At 70.3% G+C, this 21,236-nt stretch carries 16 protein-coding genes; 7 read left to right on the top strand and 9 right to left on the bottom strand.

All coding sequences use genetic code 11. From position 1 onward, the window contains the following. Positions 1–3: 3 nt before the first annotated feature. Entirely contained in the window at positions 4–1,155 is a 1,152-nt protein-coding gene (locus ABT115_RS06090; protein WP_351784550.1) for a Gfo/Idh/MocA family protein, read from the bottom strand. 107 nt (positions 1,156–1,262) lie between these two features. On the opposite strand from ABT115_RS06090, the gene ABT115_RS06085 reads away from it, so the two are divergent. From ABT115_RS06085 to ABT115_RS06075, 3 genes are all read left to right on the top strand, one after another. Further along, positions 1,263–2,327: a LacI family DNA-binding transcriptional regulator gene (locus ABT115_RS06085; RefSeq protein ID WP_351784548.1), complete on the top strand. Its 1,065-nt coding sequence runs from the start codon at positions 1,263–1,265 to the stop codon at positions 2,325–2,327. 42 nt (positions 2,328–2,369) lie between these two features. After that, positions 2,370–2,711, top strand: coding sequence for a hypothetical protein (locus tag ABT115_RS06080; RefSeq protein ID WP_351784546.1), 342 nt, complete (start codon positions 2,370–2,372; stop codon positions 2,709–2,711). Positions 2,712–2,823: 112 nt separating this feature from the next. Next, entirely contained in the window at positions 2,824–3,612 is a 789-nt protein-coding gene (locus tag ABT115_RS06075) for a sugar phosphate isomerase/epimerase family protein (RefSeq protein WP_351784544.1), read from the top strand. A 9-nt stretch (positions 3,613–3,621) separates the two neighbouring features. Here ABT115_RS06075 and ABT115_RS06070 read toward each other — a convergent pair whose 3' ends face one another. Continuing rightward, positions 3,622–4,530, bottom strand: coding sequence for an EamA family transporter (locus tag ABT115_RS06070; RefSeq protein WP_351784542.1), 909 nt, complete (start codon positions 4,528–4,530; stop codon positions 3,622–3,624). 148 nt (positions 4,531–4,678) lie between these two features. Here ABT115_RS06070 and ABT115_RS06065 point away from each other — a divergent pair, with 148 nt between their 5' ends. Together ABT115_RS06065 and ABT115_RS06060 are read left to right on the top strand one after the other, a co-directional pair. Beyond that, positions 4,679–5,596, top strand: coding sequence for a LysR family transcriptional regulator (locus ABT115_RS06065; RefSeq protein ID WP_351784540.1), 918 nt, complete (start codon positions 4,679–4,681; stop codon positions 5,594–5,596). A gap of 197 nt (positions 5,597–5,793) precedes the next feature. Beyond that, the gene (locus tag ABT115_RS06060; RefSeq protein ID WP_351784538.1) at positions 5,794–7,659 is read left to right on the top strand and encodes a glycoside hydrolase family 3 protein; all 1,866 of its coding nucleotides are present in this window, start codon (positions 5,794–5,796) and stop codon (positions 7,657–7,659) included. Between the two features lie 69 nt (positions 7,660–7,728). Here the strand turns inward: ABT115_RS06060 and ABT115_RS06055 are convergent, their stop codons facing one another. Further along, entirely contained in the window at positions 7,729–9,237 is a 1,509-nt protein-coding gene (locus tag ABT115_RS06055; RefSeq protein ID WP_351784536.1) for a S28 family serine protease, read from the bottom strand. Positions 9,238–9,335: 98 nt separating this feature from the next. Beyond that, positions 9,336–9,707: a hypothetical protein gene (locus ABT115_RS06050; protein WP_351784534.1), complete on the bottom strand. Its 372-nt coding sequence runs from the start codon at positions 9,705–9,707 to the stop codon at positions 9,336–9,338. A 247-nt stretch (positions 9,708–9,954) separates the two neighbouring features. Between ABT115_RS06050 and ABT115_RS06045 the strand changes: the two genes are divergently transcribed. Then, positions 9,955–10,443 (top strand): hypothetical protein, encoded by a 489-nt coding sequence (locus ABT115_RS06045; RefSeq protein ID WP_351784532.1) that lies wholly within the window; start codon positions 9,955–9,957, stop codon positions 10,441–10,443. Positions 10,444–10,477: 34 nt separating this feature from the next. Here the strand turns inward: ABT115_RS06045 and ABT115_RS06040 are convergent, their stop codons facing one another. The 4 genes from ABT115_RS06040 to ABT115_RS06025 all read right to left on the bottom strand — a co-directional run bounded on the left by ABT115_RS06040 (position 10,478) and on the right by ABT115_RS06025 (position 18,875). Beyond that, positions 10,478–14,320, bottom strand: coding sequence for an ABC transporter ATP-binding protein (locus ABT115_RS06040; protein ID WP_351784530.1), 3,843 nt, complete (start codon positions 14,318–14,320; stop codon positions 10,478–10,480). Positions 14,321–14,580: 260 nt separating this feature from the next. Further along, complete coding sequence (locus ABT115_RS06035; protein ID WP_351784528.1) at positions 14,581–16,266, bottom strand: thiamine pyrophosphate-binding protein; 1,686 nt, start codon at positions 16,264–16,266, stop codon at positions 14,581–14,583. Continuing rightward, positions 16,263–17,231 (bottom strand): agmatinase, encoded by a 969-nt coding sequence (speB, locus tag ABT115_RS06030; RefSeq protein ID WP_351784526.1) that lies wholly within the window; start codon positions 17,229–17,231, stop codon positions 16,263–16,265. The genes ABT115_RS06035 and speB overlap by 4 nt, the downstream gene beginning before the upstream one ends. Before the next feature lie 177 nt (positions 17,232–17,408). Next, the gene (locus ABT115_RS06025) at positions 17,409–18,875 is read right to left on the bottom strand and encodes a sodium:solute symporter family protein (protein ID WP_351784524.1); all 1,467 of its coding nucleotides are present in this window, start codon (positions 18,873–18,875) and stop codon (positions 17,409–17,411) included. A gap of 141 nt (positions 18,876–19,016) precedes the next feature. Between ABT115_RS06025 and ABT115_RS06020 the strand changes: the two genes are divergently transcribed. Beyond that, positions 19,017–20,501 (top strand): PucR family transcriptional regulator ligand-binding domain-containing protein, encoded by a 1,485-nt coding sequence (locus ABT115_RS06020; RefSeq protein WP_351784522.1) that lies wholly within the window; start codon positions 19,017–19,019, stop codon positions 20,499–20,501. 81 nt (positions 20,502–20,582) lie between these two features. On the opposite strand, the gene ABT115_RS06015 is transcribed toward ABT115_RS06020, so the two are convergent. Further along, positions 20,583–21,095 (bottom strand): GNAT family N-acetyltransferase, encoded by a 513-nt coding sequence (locus ABT115_RS06015; protein WP_351784520.1) that lies wholly within the window; start codon positions 21,093–21,095, stop codon positions 20,583–20,585. Between the last annotated feature and the right edge of the window lie 141 nt (positions 21,096–21,236).

Below are 21,236 nucleotides of genomic sequence, written 5' to 3'. Positions count from 1 at the left end.
TTGTCACAGCGTCAGCTCCGGTACGTCGAAGCGACGGCCCTCGGCGGAGGACTTCAGGCCCAGGTCGGCGAGCTGGACGCCGCGGGCGCCGGCCATCAGGTCCCAGGTGTACGGCTCGTCGAGCACGATGTGGCGCAGGAAGAGCTCCCACTGGGCCTTGAAGCCGTTGTCGAAGACGGCGTTGTCGGGGACTTCCTGCCACTGGTCGCGGAAGGATTCGGTGACCGGGAGGTCCGGGTTCCAGACCGGCTTGGGGGTGGCCGAGCGGTGCTGGACACGGCAGTTGCGAAGTCCGGCGACGGCGGAGCCGTGGGTTCCGTCGACCTGGAACTCGACGAGCTCGTCGCGGTTGACGCGGACCGTCCAGGAGGAGTTGATCTGTGCGACGGCGCCGCTGGCCAGCTGGAAGATGCCGTACGCGGCGTCGTCGGCGGTGGCGGCGAACGGCTTCCCCTGCTCGTCCCAGCGCTGCGGGATGTGCGTCTGGACGTGCGCCTGCACGGTGCAGATCCGGCCGAACAGCTCGTGGAGCACGTACTCCCAGTGCGGGAACATGTCGACGACGATGCCGCCGCCGTCCTCGGCACGGTAGTTCCAGGACGGGCGCTGGGCCTCCTGCCAGTCGCCCTCGAAGACCCAGTAGCCGAACTCACCGCGTACGGAAAGGATCTCGCCGAAGAAGCCGCCGTCGATGAGGCGCTTCAGCTTCAGCAGGCCCGGCAGGAAGATCTTGTCCTGGACGACACCGTGCTTGATCCCGGCGTCACGGGCCAGGCGGGCCAGCTCCAGGGCGCCCTCGACGTCCGTGGCGGTGGGCTTCTCGGTGTAGATGTGCTTGCCCGCGGAGATCGCCTTCTTGATCGCCTCGACGCGGGCCGAGGTGACCTGGGCGTCGAAGTAGATGTCGATGGTGTCGTCGGCGAGGACCGCGTCGAGGTCGGTCGACCACTCGGTCAGTCCGTGCTGTGCGGCGAGCTCCTCCAGCGCGTGGGCGCGGCGGCCGACCAGGACGGGCTCGGGCCACAGCACGTCGCCGTCGCCGAGATCGAGGCCGCCCTGCTCGCGGATTGCGAGGATCGAGCGCACCAGGTGCTGCCGGTGTCCCATGCGACCCGTGACGCCGTTCATGGCGATGCGCACTGTCCTGCGTGTCACGAAAGTTCCTCCATGCAGCGTAGCAAGCGCTTTCTATCGCTGATGACGCTAGCCTGCCGACAGCGGCCCGGACAAGAGGGACCGGCCCAAAACCCTCGGAGGAAGCGATGACAGTCACGCTGGCGGACGTGGCAGCTCGCGCCCGGGTGTCCCCGGCCACCGTCTCCCGCGTACTGAACGGCAACTACCCGGTGGCCGCGTCCACCCGGGAGCGGGTGCTGCGCGCGGTGGACGACCTCGACTACGTACTGAACGGGCCGGCCAGCTCTCTCGCCGCCGCCACCTCCGACCTGGTCGGCATCCTGGTCAACGACATCGCCGACCCGTTCTTCGGGATCATGGCGGGGGCGGCGCAGACCGAGATCGGCGGGCCCGGGGGCGGTTCGGGCCGGGCGGGCGGCGAGAAGCTCGCTGTCGTCTGCAACACCGGCGGCTCCCCCGAGCGTGAACTCACCTATCTCACCCTGCTCCAGCGCCAGCGCGCCGCGGCCGTCGTGCTGACCGGCGGCGCCGTGGAGGACCCGACGCACCAGGCGGCGATGTCCGCCAAGCTGGCGAAGCTCGCCGACGCGGGCACCCGGGTGGTGCTGTGCGGTCGGCCTCCGCTGCCGGACAGCGAGGCGATCGTGGCCGCGCTGGCCTTCGACAACCGGGGCGGGGGGCGTCGTCTCACCGAGCACCTGCTCTCGCTCGGCCACCGGCGGATCGGCTACGTCGCGGGCCCGCCGGAACGGACGACGACCCGCCACCGCCTTGAGGGGCACCGCGACGCGATGAGTGCGGCGGGCCTCGTCAGCGACGAGGAGCGCCGCACGGTCCACGGCCCCTACGACCGCCGCTCCGGCTACGACGCCACCCTCGAACTCCTGTGCCGCGAACCGGAGATGACGGCCGTCGTCGCCGCCAACGACACGGTGGCGCTCGGCGCAAGTGCGGCAATCCGGGAGCGCGGTCTCCGCATCCCCGAGGACATCTCGGTGGCGGGGTTCGACGATCTGCCGTTCTCCGTGGACGCGGTCCCGGCGCTGACGACCGTGCGGCTGCCGCTCTTCGAGGCGGGCGCGCGGGCGGGCCGGCTGGCGATGGGCAAGGAGACGCCGCCGCCGGGCGGCATCGCGACGATCGCGGCGGAGCTGATGGTGCGGGGGTCGACGGCGCCGCCGCGGGTGTGACCCACGCGATATCGTGCAAATACCGGCATTCGGGAGGACCGCATGACGACCACGCCGATGGACACGGCAAGCGCCTGGGACGCGCTGGACGGTGTCCAACTGCCCCGCGGCTACCGCGTCGAGATCGCAGGCGGGAAGATCACCATGACGCCGCAGGGCGAGAACCAGTGGAAGGTCATCCTCAAGGCGGCCCCGCAGATCGAGCAGCAGCTTGCCAACCACGGCGACATCCTCTCGCACGTGATGATCGATTTCCCGTCCAGCCTGTACGGCCACGCGCCCGATCTCGCCATCACCGCCCCGGGCTCCGAGCGCAACAGCCGCGGTCGGTACGAATGGCACAGCCTGGAAGCGGTGCCCGTCGCCGACGGTTCCTCCCGCTGATTCCTCCCGCGGGCCGGGTACTGGCATGTCACGCCCCGGGTCGATGATGTGCGGGCCGCTGTCCTGTCCGTACGGTGCAGGCGGGCAGGCACCGACGGAAGGAAAATCGCACGTGAAGCTCGCTTTCTCGACCCTCGGAGTGCCGGGGATGCCGATGGCCGACGTCGTCCGGCTAGCCGCGGAGCACGGCTATCAGGGGGTGGAGCTGCGTGCCCATCCTGAGGAGCCGGTGCACCCGGGTATTTCGGTGCTTGAACGGGCCGCTGTCGTCGAGGAGTTCAAGAAGAGCGGCGTCGAGATCCTGACCGTCGCCGGGTATGTCCGGGTCGCGGCCGCGGGGGACGACCGGCCGGTGCTGGACGAACTCGCCGGGCTGGTGGAGCTGGCGCACGACCTCGGTGCGCAGAACGTCCGGGTCTTCCCTGGCGGCGGCGACCAGGACCCCGCCGTGGCCGACGCGGCCGCTGCCCGCCGGTTGGCCGCTGCCGCTCCGCACGCCGCAGACCTGGGCGTACGCATCCTGCTCGAAACCCATGACTCGCACCGGGCGGGCGCCGATGTGGCCCGGCTCGCCGGTACGGTCGGGCACCGGCAGGTCGGTGCGCTGTGGGACATCATGCACACCTGGCTGGCCGGCGAGGAACCGGCCGCGAGCCATGCGGTGCTCGCCCCGCACCTGGGCTATGTGCAGGTGAAGGACATCGCGTCGGCGCACGACGTCACGCCGCTGCCACTCGGCGCCGGGGTGCTGCCGCTCGGGGCGTGCCTGGAGAGCCTGGACCCGGACAGCTGGGTCTGCTGGGAATACGAGAAGCGGTGGCACCCGGGAGCCGCCGGCCTGCCCGGTCTGCTGAGCGCGGGACGCGAGCATCTGCTGCGGCTGGGCGCGCCGAAGAAGTAGCTGCCCGGTTCAGACACGCGCCGACTGCGGCTCTACGGTCTCCGCCATCGCGGGACTCGGCCGGCGCGCCCCCGCCGAGGACGTCAGCGCCACCCCGCCCACCAGCAGCACGGCCGCGCACCACCGCAGCGGGCTCACGGACTCGCCCAGCAGCAGCGCGGCCGACGACATCCCGAAGACGGGGACGAGCAGGGTGAACGGGGCCACCGACGAAGCCGGGTGATGGCGCAGCAGGAAGCCCCAGGCCCCGAAGCCGAAGACGGTGGTGATCCAGGCGACGTAGACGATGATCCCGATGCCGCTCCAGTCGAGCGCGGCCAGCGCGTCGGCGTCGCGGTCCCAGCCCTCGAAGAGGAGGGAGAGACCGAGCAGCGGGAGCACGGGCACAATCGAGACCCAGACCATGAAGTTGAGGGAGTCGGGCGGCGCGGCCTTGCGGGTCAGTACGTTGGACACACCCCAGCAGGCCGCCGCCGCGATCACCAGGGCGAAAGCGAGTGCAGGACCGCTCGCGCCCTCGTCAACCGCGGCCACCCCGATGCCCGCGAGAGCTATTCCCATCCCCAACACCCTTGTCCTGCCCGGCCGTTCGCCAAGCGCGAGCGCCGCGAAGAGGGTCGTGAAGACCGCCTGGACCTGGAGCACGAGGGAGGAGAGACCGGCGGGCATGCCACGGTCCATGCCGATGAAGAGCAGCCCGAACTTCGCCACTCCGAGGACGAGCCCGACGCTCACGATCCACTTCCACGCGACCTTGGGTCGGCCGACGAAGAAGACGGCGGGCAGCGCGGCGGCCAGGAAGCGCAGAGCGGAGAAGAGCAGCGGCGGGAAGTGCCCGAGGCCGATCTCGATGACGACGAAATTGACACCCCAGACGGCGGCCACCAGGGCAGCCAGGGCGATGTGGAGGGGACGCATGCACCGAGGATCACCCACACCAATCATGTAGCACCAGCACGCATTTCTTCATGGTGGAATTGAGTGTTGCTAACGAATCGCGAAGTCCCTTCGTCCGGATCGGGCCGCCGCGATCCGGACGAAGGCCCCTGTCCCCCGGGAGGTTCCGGTGCTCGATCTGTCCCGGCTGCGCGCACTGCACGCCATCTCCGTCCATGGCTCCGTCGCGGGCGCCGCCGCCGCGCTCGGCTACACCCCGTCGGCGGTCTCGCAGCAGATCACCAAGCTGGAGCGGGAGACCCGTACGACCCTCCTGGAACGCCGCGGGCGCGGTGTCGCGCTGACCGAGGAGGCGCTCCATCTGGCCGCGACGGCCCAGCAGTTGCTGGCGATCGTGGAGCGCGCGGAGACGACACTGGAGCAGCGCAGGGGGTTGCCCACGGGGCGGCTGTCGATCGGCGCGTTCGCGTCCGCGGCGCGCGGGCTGCTGCCCGGCGTGCTGGCTGGGCTGGAGCGGGACCATCCCGCCCTGGACGTCCGGTTGACCGAGGTCGATCCGCACCTCTCGGTCGACCTGGTAGCCAAGGGCGTGATCGATCTGGCGGTCGCGCACGACTGGGACATCGCCCCGCTGCCTGCCCCGGAGGGTGTGGCGCAGGCCGTGATCGGTGACGACCGGTGCGATCTGCTGGTGCCGCAGGGGCACCGGCTCGCCGGGCGGGACGCGGTGCGGCGCGAGGAGCTGGCGAAGGAGCGGTGGATCTGCCAGCCACCGGGGACGGTCTGCCACGACTGGCTCGTACGGACGCTGCGCGCGGCGGGTTACGAGCCCGACATCCGCCACCAGGCGGAGGAGAACCACACCCAGCTGGCCCTGCTTGCCGCGGGTCTCGGGGTCGCGATGATCCCGCGGCTGGGGCGGGGGCCGCTGCCGGCGGGGGTCGTGGCGGTGCCGCTGGATCCCGTACCGGTGCGTCGGCTGTATGCGCTGTGGCGTACGGAGGCGGCCCGGCGGCCCGCGATCACGGCGGCGGTGTCGGCACTCCAGACACACGGGGCAGCGGTGGGGCTGCGGCAGGGGTGTTGAGGCAGGGGCCCGACGCCGCACCCTCGCACACCCCGCCCCAATGGCCGGACCGGCCCGGATTCGCCCGCATCCGCTCACGCACCGGACGGGTCCGAAACGGTCCTGGCCCTTGACCGGAAGTTATTTTCTGGATATCCGTGCTCCTTGGAAGTTTCTTTCACCACCCCTCGCCCTCGAGAACGGCCGAAGGAGCTCACGTGCACCACCGCCCCTCCAGACGCACCCTCCTCACCGCCACCGCTGCAACCGCCGCAGTCGCGGTCACCGGCGGGGTCGTCGCCCCCGGCGCCGTCGCCGCCCAGAGGTCCGCGAGCAGCGGGCACAGCAGCGGACACCACATTTCGGCTGCCACCACCGAGCGCCTCAAGCGGCTCATCTCCCGGATGACCCTGGAGGAAAAGGTCGGGCAGCTCTTCGTGATGCGGGTGTACGGGCACTCCGCCACCGAGCCCGACCAGGCCGACATCGACTCCAACATGGCGGAGATCGGGGTCCGTACCGCCGCCGAGATGATCGCCAAGTACCACGTCGGCGGGATCATTTACTTCGCCTGGGCGCACAACACCCGTGACCCGCACCAGATCACCGACCTCTCCAACGGCATCCAGCGCGCCGGTCTCGCCGGCCCCACTCCCCTGCCGCTCCTCATCTCCACCGACCAGGAGCACGGCATCGTCTGCCGCGTCGGCGAACCCGCCACGCTGATGCCGGGCGCGATGGCGCTGGGCGCCGGCGGTTCGCCCTCCGACGCCCGCCGGGCCGGGCAGATCGCGGGCGCCGAACTGGCCGCGATCGGCATCAACCAGAACTACGCCCCGGACGCCGATGTCAACGTCAACCCCGCCAACCCGGTGATCGGGGTACGCTCCTTCGGCTCCGACCCGCAGTCCGTGGCCGGGATGGTCGCGGCCCAGGTGAAGGGGTATCAGAGCAGCGGTGTCGCTTCGACGGCCAAGCACTTCCCGGGACATGGCGACACCAACACCGACAGCCACACCGGTCTGCCCGTCATCCGCCACACCCGGGAGCAGTGGGAGGAGCTGGACGAGCCGCCGTTCCGGGCCGCGATCGCCGCGGGCATCGACTCGATCATGACCGCGCACATCGTGGTCCCGGCGCTTGACCCGGCCGAGGACCCGGCGACGCTGTCCCGCCCGATCCTCACCGGCATCCTGCGCGAGGAGCTCGGCTACGACGGTGTCGTGGTCACCGACTCGCTCGGCATGGAGGGCGTACGGACGAAGTACGGCGACGAGCGTGTGCCGGTCCTCGCACTTCAGGCGGGCGTCGACCAGTTGCTCAACCCGCCGAGCCTCGACGTCGCCTGGAACGCCGTCCTGAAGGCCGTGAAGAACGGTGAGATCAGCGAGGCCAGGATCGAGGAATCGATTCTGCGGATCCTGCGGCTGAAGACGAAGCTCGGGCTGTTCGACGACCCGTTCGTCAGCCACGCGGGGGTGGACCGTACCGTCGGAACGCGGGCACATCTCGCCGCCGCCGACCGGATCGCCGAGCGCACGACAACACTGCTCGCCAACGACGGCGCGGTGCTGCCGCTCTCCCGCCGCTCCCACAAGAACCTGCTCGTGGTCGGCGCCGATCCGGCCTCCCCGTCCGGCACCACCGGACCGCCGACCACCACCCTGGCCACCGCCTTCGGCGAACTGGGGTACGCGGCGACCGCGCTGTCCACCGGCACCGCCCCCACCAAGGCGAAGATCGACGAGGCGGTGGCGGCCGCACAGGGCAAGGACGCGGTGATCGTGGGGACGTACAACGTCTCGGCGACCAGCTCGCAGCGCACCCTGGTGAGCGCCCTCGCGGCAACCGGCATCCCGGTGATCACGGTCGCGATCCGCAATCCGTACGACATCGCCCGGCTGTCCGGGACCGGGTTCGCGGCGAACCTGGCCACGTACTCCTGGACCGATGTCGAACTGCGGGCCGCCGCCCGGGTGATCGCGGGCCGCGCCGAACCGAAGGGCACGCTGCCGGTGCCGGTGCAGCACGCGGACAATCCCGCGCAGGTGCTGTACCCGGTCGGTTACGGGCTGACGTACTGAGAGCCCCGCCCCCGGAAAGCGGGAAGGGGCTGTGCAGGCGCACAGCCCCTTCCCCGGCCCGAGGACCGCCTACGGGCGCAGCCCGCGCTCGCTCATCACGTCCCGCTTGTCGAGCCGTTCGTCGAACTTCGCGAGCGGCTTCGCCTTTGCCGGGTCCTCCTGCACGGCGGCCGGAGCGACGCCCGCCCAGCGCAGGATGGCCGCGGTGGCCTTCGCCTTGTCGTCGTCGGCGAGCCCGGCCACGTTGGAGCCGTGGTTACCGCCCGCCACGGTCATGACATAGCTGTCACGGGCGCCCGCACCGAGCCGGAAGCGCTCCGCGCCCCAGGGGTCGTTCTGCCCGTACACGTACAGCATGTGGTTGGCGTGGTGCTTCACCCAGCTGTCGACATCGCGCATCGCCGACGGCTGGAACTTCATCGGGATGGAGCGCGGCACGAAGTTGCGCGGCGGCTGGTATCCGTACCGGCTCAGCCCGTCGAGCCACGGCTGCTCGATGTCGGGCGAACCGAGCTGGGTGCCCGCCTGGTAGTAGTACGGCGTGTACCTCTCCAGGCCCTGGTCCGCGTAGGCGGAGAAGCCTGAGATCGAGTCGATCGAGTCCCAGATCGCCTGGTTGGAGGCGGACTTGGCGTCGGCCGGGATGGAGTCGCAGTCGGACAGCAGGCTGTACTGCCAGAACGCCCAGACGTAGTCCATGACGACGGCTTCGTACGCCTTGTCGAGCGAGCCGGCGGTGTTGAAGGTGTAGCCGTTCCCGGCCGCGTACTCCTGGTACTTCTTCTCCAGCGGCTCGCGGCGGATCAGTGCCTCGCGCTGCACACCGTTCAGCTTGTCGCGGCACTCCTTGGTGCCGACGTGTCCGAAGAACCGGTCGTACGCCGAGTCCTCCTTGTTGACCACGTCGTTGGGTGCGACGTACGCGACAACTCCGTCCATGTCCTTGGGGTAGAACCGCTCGAAGTACGTGGCGGTCATGCCGCCCTTGGAGCCGCCGGTGGCCAGCCAGTTCTTGGTGTAGATCTGCTTCAGCGCGGTGAAGACGCGGTGCTGGTCGCTGGCGGCCTGCCAGATGTCGAGCTTGGACCAGTCGGCGGGCGCCGGGCGGGACGGGGTGAAGAACCGGTACTCCAGGGAGACCTGGTTGCCGTCGACGATCCGGGTCGGCTCGGAGCGGCTGGGGTTCGTGGAGACGTTGTAGCCACTGGTGTAGAAGACCGTCGGGCGGGACGTGTCCTTGTGCAGCAGGGTGATGCGCTGCTGGAAGGTGCCCTTGGACGGGTGCCGGTGATCGATCGGCTGGGTGTAGTTGAGGACGAAGTAGCGGTAGCCCGCAGTGGAGTCTCCCCTGCTCGAACGTAGTTGAGAGCTTGGGTAAGGCTTCTCCTCGATGAGACTCATTCCCGGGATGGCCAGGATGCGGTCCTTGATGTCCGTGCTCGTGCCGCTGTCGCTGCCGGCCGTGGTCCGTAGCGCGGTCGGTTCCGCGGCGGTGGCCGCCCCGGCCGAGGCACCGGTCGCACTCACTGTGCCGATGAGCACCGCGAGCGACAGAATCCCTCTGAGCGCCTTGCGCATGCACCCTCCCCTTGATTCACAACAGACGTCGCGAACCTAGCGGGGCAACACCTTTGCCGCCAGCCCTTGTTGGCGCTGACGACGGCGAGCCGCCGCCGTCAGCAGAGAATCCAGCCCGTGGAACCGGACTTTCCCGAGATCGTGGCCGAGGCCCGGACGCACCGGTTCAGCGCATGGACCGTCACCGGGCCGGCCTGTCTGGTGTATTTGCCGCTGTCGACGACGGGGCTGCCGCCGCGCGCCTGGATGAGTACGGACATCTTGCGGCGCGGGCCGGGCTTCTTCGCGACTGCGACCGCGCAGGCGTAGGAGCGGCTCTTGTAGACGCGCAGTTCGCCGGTCTTGAACGCGACCGTCTTCGCGGGGCGCCCGGAGCAGGCCGCTGCGGCGTCGGCGCTGTTCGCCGCACCGTCGCTGAGCACCAGACCGACGGCGGCGACCAGCGGCAGGGCGAAAAGACGCACAAACATCCGGCGCCCCCGCCCGCTTCCGTCCCCGCCGACCGCTCCGGCCTTTCCAACCTCTTCGGTCCCTCTGATCACCAGCAGCCCCATCGTCCGATCGAACACTTACGCCCTTGCTCGGCACATGCGCGTACATGCGTACGACGCAGGAGGCCATCCGGAGGTTGCACCCGGCGCGCTCAGCCTCCGGGGCAACCAAATCGCCACAGCATGACTCCAACAGGGCAGAGCCATACGAAAGGCAGGTACTGCCATGCTCCAACTCCGCAACTCACAGGAAGCCCGCGGCCGGCGCGCCATCGGCCGGACGCTGCTCGCCGCCGCTCTCCTCACCGCCGTCGCCGCGGTCCCGGCCGCTGCGACGGCCCCGGTGGCCGCGGCGCCGGTACGCAGCGACGCCGGCAATCCGTCGTACCAGCAGGTTGCCCACTTCTACGGCGCCTACATCGATGCCGTCACGACGGAGGGCGGCGGCAAGCTCGCCACCGCCCTGCGGACCTTCTATCTGACACCCCCCTTGCACACCCAGCTGAAGGCCTGGGAGAAGAGCAACCACGCGGACGGTGTGCTCCGCGCCCAGAACACCCCGCTCGCCTTCCGGGTCACCTCCGGCGACAGCGGTGCGGGCCACACCTGGTCGAAGGTGCGGCTCACCTGGAGCAGCGGCAAGCACCCCACGTACTCGTATCTGACCGTGCGGTCGGACCTTCGGACCGGCAAGATCTCCAGTATCGGCGAGTAGGACCGACCGGCAAACGGGGGCGGCCCCCGGGCTCTCACACCCCCGCGGGCTCGTCCTCCCCGATGAAGGTGCGCCACAGCACGGCGTAGTGCCCTTCCCGGGCGAGGAGTTCGTCGTGCGTGCCGTCCTCGACGACCCGGCCGTCGTCCATCACCACGACTCGGTCGGCGCGGGCGGCGGTGGTCAGCCGGTGGGCAACGATGAGGGTGGTGCGGCGGCCGGAAATGGGGCCTCCCCTGCTCGAACGAAGTTGAGAGCTTGAGGAACGGTCGGTCGCCTGGTTGACCAGGGCCTCGCTGGCCAGGTCGAGGGAGGCGGTCGCCTCGTCGAGCAGCAGGATGTCCGGGTCGACGAGTTCTGCGCGGGCAAGTGCGATCAGCTGGCGCTGGCCGGCCGAGAGGTTACGGCCCCGCTCGGCGACCTCGTGCAGATAGCCGCCGTTCAGGGTGGCGATCATGTCGTGGGCGCCGACCGCCCGCGCCGCCGCTTCCACCTCGGCATCGGCGGCGTCGGGCCGCCCGTACGCGATGGCGTCGCGGACCGTTCCGGCGAAGAGGTATGCCTCCTGCGGTACAACTCCCAACCGGTGCCGGTACGCGGTGAGGTCGAGGCGGCGCAGATCGGTGCCGTCCGCCGTGACCCGGCCGCCCGTCGGGTCGTAGAACCGGGCGACGAGCTTGACGAGGGTGGACTTCCCGGCGCCCGTCTCGCCGACGAAAGCGACCGTCTGGCCGGCCGGGATCCGCAGGTCGACGCCGGTGAGGGCGTCCTCGGTGTCGTCGCCGGAGCCGTAGGCGAAGGACACGTCCTCGAAGACGATCTCGCCACGCAGCGACTGCACGTCCAGCGGTTCGTCCGGGGCGTCGGTGGAGGTCGGCTCCCGCAGGAGTTCCTGGATGCGGCCGAGGGAGACGGTGGCCTGCTGGTAGCCGTCGAACACCTGGGAGAGCTGCTGAACCGGGGCGAAGAACAGGTCGATGTAGAGGAGGTACGCGACCAGCGCACCAGTGGTGAGCGTGCCGTTGTCGACCCGGCCTGCGCCGACGATCAGTACGGATGCCGCGGCCACCGACGACAACAGCTGCACGAACGGAAAGTAGACCGAGATCAGCCACTGGCCGCGGACCCTGGCCTGGCGGTAGTGGTCGCTGCGCTCCGCGAACCGGTCCGCGCCGTCGCGCTCGCGGCGGAACGCCTGCACGATCCGCAGCCCGGAGACGGACTCCTGAAGGTCGGCGTTGACGACGCTGATGCGTTCCCGGGCCAGTTCGTACGCCTTGGCGCTCTTGCGGCGGAAGAAGAACGTCGCGATGAACAGCGCCGGCAGCGTCGCGAAGACGACGAGGGCCAGCTGTACGTCCAGGACGAGCAGCGCGACCATGATGCCGAAGAAGGTGACGACGGAGACGAAGGCCGTAACCAGACCGGTCTGCAGGAACGTCGACAGTGCGTCCACGTCCGTCGTCATCCGGGTCATGATGCGGCCGGTCAGCTCGCGTTCGTAGTAGTCCAGGCCGAGCCGCTGGAGCTGCGCGAAGATCTTCAGCCGCAGTGAGTACAGCACCCGCTCGCCGGTGCGGCCCGTCATCCGGGTCTCGCCGATCTGGGCCGCCCACTGCACGAGCACGACCACCAGGCCCAGCGCGGACGCCGCCCAGACGGCGCCGAGTGCGAGCTGCGAGACACCCTGGTCGATGCCGTGCCGGATCAGTACGGGCAGCAGGAGTCCGGCGCCCGCGTCCACCGCCACCAGCGCCAGGCTCACCAGGAGCGGCAGTCCGAAGCCGCGCAGCAGCCTGCGCAGCCCGTACGACTCCTCGGCGCTGACGGCCCGCGCCTCGTCGATGCCGGGTGTGTCGGTGGCGGGCGGCAGCGCCTCGACCTGGGCGAGCAGCTCCGGCGTCGCGGGCATACCGGCCACACCGGTGTCGCGCGGCTCCTCCTTGCGGATCCACAGACGGGGGCTGATGCCGCGCTCGGCGTCGAACTCGGCGTCCAGCTCTTCCTGGAGCGCGCGGTCGTCCTCGGGACTCGTGTCGGCGGCGGTGGTCAGCGGCTGGTGTCCGGGCGAGGTGCCGCCCAGCTCGTCCGGGTCGGTGAGCAGCCGCCGGTAGGGCGCGGAGCGGCGCTCCAGCTCCTCGTGCGTACCGATGTCGGCGAGCCTGCCGTGTTCCAGGACTGCGATCCGGTCGGCGAGGCCGAGGGTGGAACGGCGGTGGGCGATCAGGAGGGTCGTCCGCCCGGCCATCACCTGCCGCAGTGCCTCGTGGATCTCGTGCTCGACACGGGCGTCGACAGCGGAGGTGGCGTCGTCGAGGAGGAGCAGCCGGGGGTCGGTGAGGATGGCGCGGGCGAGCGCGACGCGCTGGCGCTGGCCGCCGGAGAGGGTGAGTCCGTGCTCACCGACTTTGGTGTCGTAGCCCTCGGGCAGCTCAGCGATGAACCGGTCGGCCTGGGCGGCCCTGGCCGCTTCCTCGATCTGTTCCTGGGTGGCGTCGGGGACGCCGTACGCGATGTTGGCGCGGATGGTGTCGGAGAACAGGAAGCTGTCCTCCGGTACGAGGCCGATGGCGGCGCGCAGGGACTGCTGGGTCAGCTCGCGGACGTCGTGGCCGCCGACCAGGACCGCGCCGTGCGTCACGTCGTAGAAGCGGGGCAGCAGCAGCGAGACGGTGGACTTCCCGCTGCCGGACGCGCCGACGAGGGCGACGGTCTCACCTGGCTCGATGGTCAGCGAGAACCCGTCGAGGACGGGGCGGTCCGAGGCTCCGCTTCCGAGGTCGTTGTCAGTGGCGGAGTCGGAGGGTAGCGGAGCGTACCCGAACCGTACGTCGTCGAACTCGACGCTCGCGGGGGCGTCGGCCGGGAGTTCCTTGGTGCCGTCCTTCATGGTCGGCTCGGTGTCGATCAGTTCAAGTACGCGCTCGACACCTGCCCGGGCCTGCTGTCCGACGGTGAGGACCATGGCGAGCATCCGGACCGGGCCGACGAGCTGGGCGAGGTAGGTGGAGAACGCGACGAACGTGCCGAGGGTGATCTCGCCGCGGGTGGCGAGCCAGCCGCCAAGGGCCAGCATCGCGACCTGGCCGAGCGCGGGGACGGCCTGGAGGGCGGGGGTGTAGCGGGAGTTCAGCCGGATGGTGCGCAGCCGTCCGGCGAAGAGTCTGCGCCCGACCTCTCGCAGCTTGTCGGTCTCCTGTTCCTCCTGCCCGAACCCCTTGACGACCCGGACCCCGGAGACGGCCCCGTCGACGACTCCGGCGACTGCGGCGGCCTGACCCTGGGCGTACCAGGTGGCGGGGAAGAGACGGGCGCGGGAGCGGCGGGCGATGAACCAGAGGACGGGAGCGACGGTGACCGCGACCAGGGTGAGCAGGGGTGAGAGAAACGCCATGATCACCAGGGAGAGGATGAACAGCAGCACGTTCCCGATGGTCATCGGGAGCATGAACAGGAGACTCTGGATCAGCTGCAGGTCGCTGGTGGCACGCCCGACGACCTGCCCGGTGGACAGCTCGTCCTGGCGCTTCCCGTCGAGGCGGGTGAGCGTCCCGTACATCTCGGTACGGAGATCGTGCTGTACGTCGAGGGCGAGCCGGCCGCCGTAGTAGCGGCGGATGTACGTGAATACGTACACCAGTACGGCGGCGAATATGAGGAGTCCGGTCCAGACGGTGAGGGACCTGGTGTGGTTGCCGACGACATCGTCGATGATCACCTTGGTGATCAGCGGGACGACGGCCATCACCGCCATACCGGCCAGCGACGAGCCGAGCGCCAGCAGCACATCGCGCCGGTAGCGCCATGCGTAACCGCTCAGCCGCCGAGCCCAGCCCTGGGTCTGCGCCGCGCCGTCTGCGCTCCCTGCGTCCGTCACCGGTGCCTCCCGTTCGACGTGGTCTACCGGAAGGCGACAACGCGGTGGGCAGCGGATTTCATCCCGCCGTTACAGAGACGGGTCCATGGTCGTAGGCCGGTACGACGACCTTCCTACGGCCTTCCTGCCACTTTCCTACGACCTTCCTGCGACCGGCATACGACCGGCTGCCCATGCAGTCGGCGACGAAGGAACACCCGCCGAGGAAGTGAGCCCGCCCGCGATCCCGGCAGTCGGGGGGTCGCTGGCGGGCAGGCGTCCTACAGATGCGTCGGCTCGAACATCCTCAGCAGGGCCGGGAGCACGACCACCGAAGGGCCGGGCTCCGCAAGAGACTTCGCCAGGTCGTCGGCGAGCTTCTCGGGGGTCGTACGGACCGCCGGGACGCCGAAGGACTCGGCGAGCGCGACGAAGTCGGGGCGGGAGAGTTCCGTCGCCGTGGCCTCGCCGAAGGCGCCCGTCATGTATTCGCGCAGGATGCCGTAGCCGCCGTCGTCGACGATCAGCCAGGTGACCGGAAGGTCGTACTGGCGGGCCGTGGCCAGTTCCGCGATCGAGTACATCGCGCCGCCGTCGCCGGATACCGCCAGGACCGGCTTCGTACGGTCGGCCGCCGCCGCACCGAGGGCGGCCGGGAAGCCGTAGCCGAGGCCGCCCGCGCCCTGGGCCGAGTGCATTGTGTTCGGGTGGCGGGCGTCGAAGGCGGACCAGGCCCAGTAGGCGAGGATCGTCATGTCCCAGAAGCTCGGGGACGTGTCGGGCAACGCCTGGCGGACCGAGGCGATGAGCTGCTGCTCCAGGGTGAGGTCCTGGCCGGCGATCCTGTCCCGTACCGCTTCGAGGACCGCACGGACACGGTCCGGTGCCGACGGGTCCGCGCGGCGGTCGACCGCGTCGAGGAGATCGGCCAGGGCCTCGCGGGCGTCGGCGTGGATGCCGAGTGCGGGGTGGTTGGACTCCAGCTTGCCGGCGTCGGCCTCTATCTGGATGACCCGGCCGCGCGGGGCGAACGTGTGGTAGTTCGAGGAGAGTTCACCGAGTCCGGAGCCGACGACCAGCAGCACGTCGGCGGACTCCAGGAAGTCCGTCGTGTGGCGGTCCTCCAGCCAGGACTGGACAGAGAGCGGGTGCTCCCACGGAAAGGCGCCCTTGCCGCCGAAGGTGGTGACGACCGGTGCGTCGATCTTCTCCGCGAGCGCGAGCAGCTTGCCGGACGCGTCGGAGCGTACGACTCCGCCGCCCGCGATGACCGCCGGACGTTCCGCCTTCGACAGCAGATCGGCCGCCACGGCGGTCAGTTCGGGGCGGGCGTGCAGTTCGCGCGGGGTGGCGTCCATCGCCGTGACGACGGGCAGCGTGGTCTCGGCGAGGAGTACGTCCTGCGGGATCTCGACCCAGACCGGGCCGTGCGGGGCGGTCAGCGCGGACTCCCAGGCGGCGGCGATCGCCGACGGGATCTGGGAGGCCGTACGGACGGTGTGGACCGACTTCACGATGTCACGGAACGACGCCTTCTGGTCCCTCAGTTCGTGCAGGTAGCCGTGTCGTCCGCCGCCCAGACCCGCGGTCGGGATCTGGCTGGAGATGGCCAGCACGGGAGCGGAGGCCGCAGCCGCCTCCTGGAGGGCGGCGAGGGAGGTGAGGGCGCCCGGCCCGGTGGAGAGCAGCAGCGGGGCGACTTCCCCGGTGATCCGGCCGTACGCGTCGGCTGCGAAGCCCGCGTTGTTCTCGACGCGCAGGCCGATGTACGTCAGGGACGAGCGGCGCAGCGCGTCGAACATGCCCAGCGCGTGCTGGCCGGGCAGGCCGAAGACGGTGGTCGCGCCGAGGCCCTGGAGGGTCTCGACGACGAGGTCGCCGCCGTTGCGTCCGGCCGGGGGGTTCAGAGCGGCCGCTATCTGCTCGGGGGTGAGCTGCGGCCGCTCGTCGTGGTGGTCGTGGCTCACTTCGTGCGGACCTCTGCGATCTGGCGGGACATGATCGTCGTAAGTTCGTACGCCGTGTGGGAGGCGGCGACGGAGGTGATCTCGGCGTGGTCGTACGCGGGGGCGACCTCGACCAGGTCGGCGGAGACCAGGTTGCAGGAGGACAGCCCGCGGACGATCTCCAGGAGTTCGCGGGAGGTCAGGCCGCCGGCCTCGGGGGTGCCGGTGCCGGGGGCGTGCGCCGGGTCCAGGACGTCGATGTCGATGGAAATGTAGAGCGGCCGGTCGCCGATGCGCTCGCGCAGCTGGTCGGCGACCTCGTCGACACCGCGGCGCATGACGTCGGCGGAGGTGACGATGCCGAAGCCCATCTTGGCGTCGTCGTCGAGGTCCTGCTTGCCGTAGAGCGGGCCGCGGGTGCCGACGTGGGAGAGGGCGGAGGTGTCGAGGATGCCCTCCTCGACGGCCCGGCGGAACGGGGTTCCGTGGGTGTACTCGGCACCGAAGTAGGTGTCCCAGGTGTCGAGGTGGGCGTCGAAGTGGAGCAGGGCGACCGGGCCGTGCTTCTTCGCCACGGAACGCAGCAGCGGCAGCGCGATGGTGTGGTCGCCGCCGAGCGTCATCAGGCGGGCGCCGGTGGACAGGAGGTCGTCGGCAGCGGCCTCGATCGTCTCGACGGCCTCATTGATGTTGAACGGGTTCGCGGCGATGTCACCGGCGTCGGCGACCTGCGCGAGGGCGAACGGCGAGGCGTCCTGCGCCGGGTTGTACGGGCGCAGCAGGCGCGACGCCTCACGGATCGCGTTGCCGCCGAAGCGGGCGCCGGGGCGGTAGGAGACACCCGTGTCGAAGGGCACGCCTACGACGGCGACATCGGCGGCGGGGACCTCGTCGAGGCGGGGCAGCCGGGCGAACGTCGCGGGTCCGGCGTACCGCGGGACGCGGGAGGAGTCGATCGGACCGCGCGGCGTTTCGTTGCTGCTCATGGTGGATGCCTTTCTTGTTGCGATGCGTGGTGACGCCGAGGTGGTGCACGCTTTGTGGGCGTTCGTACGATATTCGAGTGCGCCGGGGCGGAGCACAGCCGGGACGGAGTGGAGCCACCCGGCGCTTGAGGACAGCCGGGGCAAAATCAAGCCCGCCCGCCCATTTGCCGGTCGGTCCTATGCGGTGACCGGCTCCGTGTCGGACTCCATGGGCTCGGCACCCCGCCCCGCCAGCCGCTCACGCCAGGCGGCCAGCACGGCCGCGTCGGTCGGCTTCGTGGCCAGCGAGACGATCACGTACGCGGCGAGTGAGGCCAGCAGCCCGTAGTAGATCGGTTCGTTGGCGAGGATTCCGTGCGTCGCCATCAGGCCGATCACGGTGACGCCACCGACCGACACCGCGGCCAGCGCACCCGCCGCGGTGCCGCGGCGCCACAGCAGACCACCGAGGATCGGCACCAGCAGACCGCCGACGAGCAGGTTGTACGCGAGGGTCAGGGCCTCGACCACGTCGTTGAGCGCGATGGAGATGGCGATGACGGCGACACCCATGATGAAGATGAAGGCTCGGTTGCCCTTCACCTCGTCGTGCTCCTCGCCGCCGCCTCGCGACACCACGCCTCGCAGCCGGGACCAGATGTCGTTGTTGGCGACCGTGGCGCAGGCGATCAGCGCACCGGAGGACGTGGACATCACCGCGGCCAGCGCGGCGGCGAGGACCAGCCCTCGTATGCCGACGGGCAGTTCTTCCTTGACGATGGTGGCGAACGCGGCGTCCGCGCTGGGCAGATTCGGGTACAGGACCTTGGCGGCGGTGCCGATGACGGCGCCGGCGATCGCGTACACCAGACAGTACGTACCGGCGACCGTGCCGCCCCAGCGCGCCGTCCGGTCGCTCTTCGCGGTGAACACCCGCTGCCAGATGTCCTGGCCGATCAGCATGCCGAAGCTGTAGATCAGCACGTACGTGAAGATCGTCTCGCCGCCGATGCCCAACGGGTCGAAGTACGAGGCGGGCAGCTTGGCCTTCATCTCGCTGAAGCCACCCGCCTGGATCACCGCGATGGGGAGCAGGAGCAGCAGCACACCGATGGTCTTGACGACGAACTGCACCATGTCGGTGATCGTGATCGACCACATGCCGCCGAGCGTCGCGTACGTGACGACGATGGCGCCGCCGAGGATGATCGCGACGGTCCGGTTCATGTCGAACAGGACGTCAAAGATGGTGGCGTACGCGATGGTCGAGGTGACCGCGAGCATCAGCGTGTACGCCCACATGACGACACCGGAGATGAGCCCGGCCCGGCCGCCGTAGCGCAGGTCGAGCATCTCGGAGACGGTGTAGACCTTCAGCCGGGCGATGCGCGCCGAGAAGAAGATGGACAGGGCGAGCAGCCCGAGGCCGATGGTGAAGACCATCCAGGCACCGGAGAGTCCGTACTGGTAGCCGAGGCCGACGCCGCCGATGGTGGAAGCGCCGCCGAGGACGATGGCGGCCATCGTGCCGGAGTACATCCAGGGGCCGAGGCGGCGTCCGGCCACCAGGAATTCGCTCTTGGACTTGGCGCGGCGCATGCCCCACCAGCCCATGGCGAGCATGCCGGCCAGATAGACGATGATCACCGCGTAGTCGACAGCCATGGGCTTCCTCCGTTTCAGTCAAGTACGCACGTCGTATGCCAAGTACGCACGTCGTATGTGGTGAAGACGGTAGGTGGCCCGCAAGCGGCACTGAAGTGTACGTTTCATCCAAAATTCGTGTCACCGATGGATGGACCGTCCATGCCGGAATCCTTGGCCGGGTTCACCCCGCCCGCTCCCTCCACTCCCCCCGCTCCTCCCACTCCCCCGGTCCCGCTCACCGATCTGCTCGCCCGTGAAGAGCTCGGGCTGCGCTGGCTCGCGGGCCCGGCCGAGGCGGATCTTTTGTGGGTGCACACCTCGGAGATGGCCGACCCGTACCCGTATCTGCTCGGCGGTGAGCTGCTGCTGAGCGCCGGGGTGCAGCTCAAGGACCCGGACGCCTATGTGGCCCGGCTGGTGGAGGCGGGGGCGGCGGCGCTGGGTTTCGGGGTGGCGCCGGTGTTCGACACGGTGCCGCAGGCGCTGATCGAGGCGTGCGACCGGCACGGCCTGCCGCTGGTGGAGGTGGAGCCCGAGACCCCGTTCACGGCGATCGCCCGGGCGGTATGGCGGCTGATGGCCGAGGCCCGGCACCGCGAGCTGCGCCGGGTAACCCGCGCCCAGCAGGCCCTGGCCACGGCGGCGGCCCGGCCCGACCCGATCCCCGCGGTGCTGCACCAGCTGGCGGCACACCTGGAGGGCCGGGCGGTGCTGCTCTCCGCGGACGGCGAGGAGCTACACGCGGCGGGCGGCCGCCCGGCCCCCGAGGTCGGGGCGGCGCTGGCCCGGCTCACCCGGGTGGTCTCCGCCGTGACGCGCCCCGCCCCGACGTCCGCCACCGACACACTGCGGGACGCACACCTGTCCGCGTACGCACTGGGCGGCGGCCAGGGTCTCGTCCTGGCGCTGGCGACGGACCGGCGCGAGGCGGGCGACCACACGATCGCCGGGGTGGCGGTCGTCCTGCTGTCCCTGCTGGCCGCCCCGCATCAGGGCGCGGACGCGGCGGGCCGGTCGGCGGCCCTCGTACGGATGCTGCTGGGCGCGGACCCGCAGCATGTCGCCCCGCTGCTGGGTGGTGCCGAGCAGTGGACGGTGGTGCACGCATGCCGCAGCGGCGACGGCCCAATCGATCCGCTCACCACCGGCGCACTGGGCGCCGCTCTCGGCTCGGCCCTGGTCGACGCGGGCCGGGGCCGGGACGCCGTCAGGGTGCTGATCCCCGGCGGCGGCCGGATCACCCCGCAGCCCGGCTGGACCCTCGGCGCCTCCGCCCCCACACCCATCACGGCCCTCGACCTCGCCGACGGCCAGGCGTCCCGCGCCCTGGGCCGCGCCATGGCCACCCGCACCCCGCTGGCCCACCACGACACCGGTACCGGAGGCGGCCTGGCCGCCCTGATCCCTCTCGACCAGGCCGAGGCCCACGCCCGCGCCCTGCTCGCCCCGCTCAACGAGCCCCTGACCGAGACCCTGCGCTGCTGGCTGAGCCTGCACGGCAGTTGGGACCGCACGGCCACAGCCCTCCAGGTCCACCGCAACACGGTCCGCCAACGCATCGCCCGCTGCGCGACGCTGCTGGACGCGGACCTGGACGACATGGACGTACGGACGGAACTGTGGTTCGCACTGCGGCAGCGGTAGATGTGCGTAGCACGCGCGATCGCGAGGCTCCTGGGCCGGCGTGGGCCCGAAACGCAGTGTGCCCCGCACAGCGAGGATGGATCAGATACCGAACGGTGCTGCGTAGCGGACCGTTCCGCTGGGCAGCGGGTGGTTGGCGTCAAGGGTGAGAGCCATCAGGGCCTCGTCCGGAACCTTGATGGTCAAGCCAATGCCGTGCGTGGAGGCGCGGGTGAATCCGAACCGGGGGTAGTAGGTCGGGTGCCCCAAGACGATGACATAGTGCTCGCCCGTGTTCTTGGCTGCCGTCAGTGCGGCCAGAACCGCAGCAGAGCCGACGCCGGAGTTCTGTTTCTCGGGCCGGACGGCAACAGGACCCAGGCACAGGGCCGGGGCGTCGTCGATGTGGCAACGGGTCAGCAGTGCGTGACCTACGGGGGTGCCGTTCTCATCTGCGACGACTAGGGACAGGCCGTCAATCCACGCGCTCGGGTCGGCGCGCAGGGCGTCGACGAGGTTGGCTTCCTGAGCGGTGGGAAAGGCGGCGACGTTGATCGCGCGGAGAGCGGGGATGTCGGCGCTGGTCTCAGCGCGCGTGATCCACGTGCTACTCATGATCGATGGAGATCCTTTCACAGTGGTGTCGACTTGCGTACTTACTTAGACCGACCGGCAAATGGGGGGCGGCGTCGCGGGGCTGGGCACGCACATCTGCCGCGTTGTCGTCAATCACCAACGCGCCTTCCCCAAACTCTC

The sequence above is a fragment of the Streptomyces sp. NPDC001832 genome, from assembly GCF_040297265.1.
Classification (GTDB): Bacteria; Actinomycetota; Actinomycetes; order Streptomycetales; family Streptomycetaceae; genus Streptomyces.
Note: the sequence above shows the minus strand (reverse complement) of the source record. Positions and strands in the feature narration are given on the sequence as shown.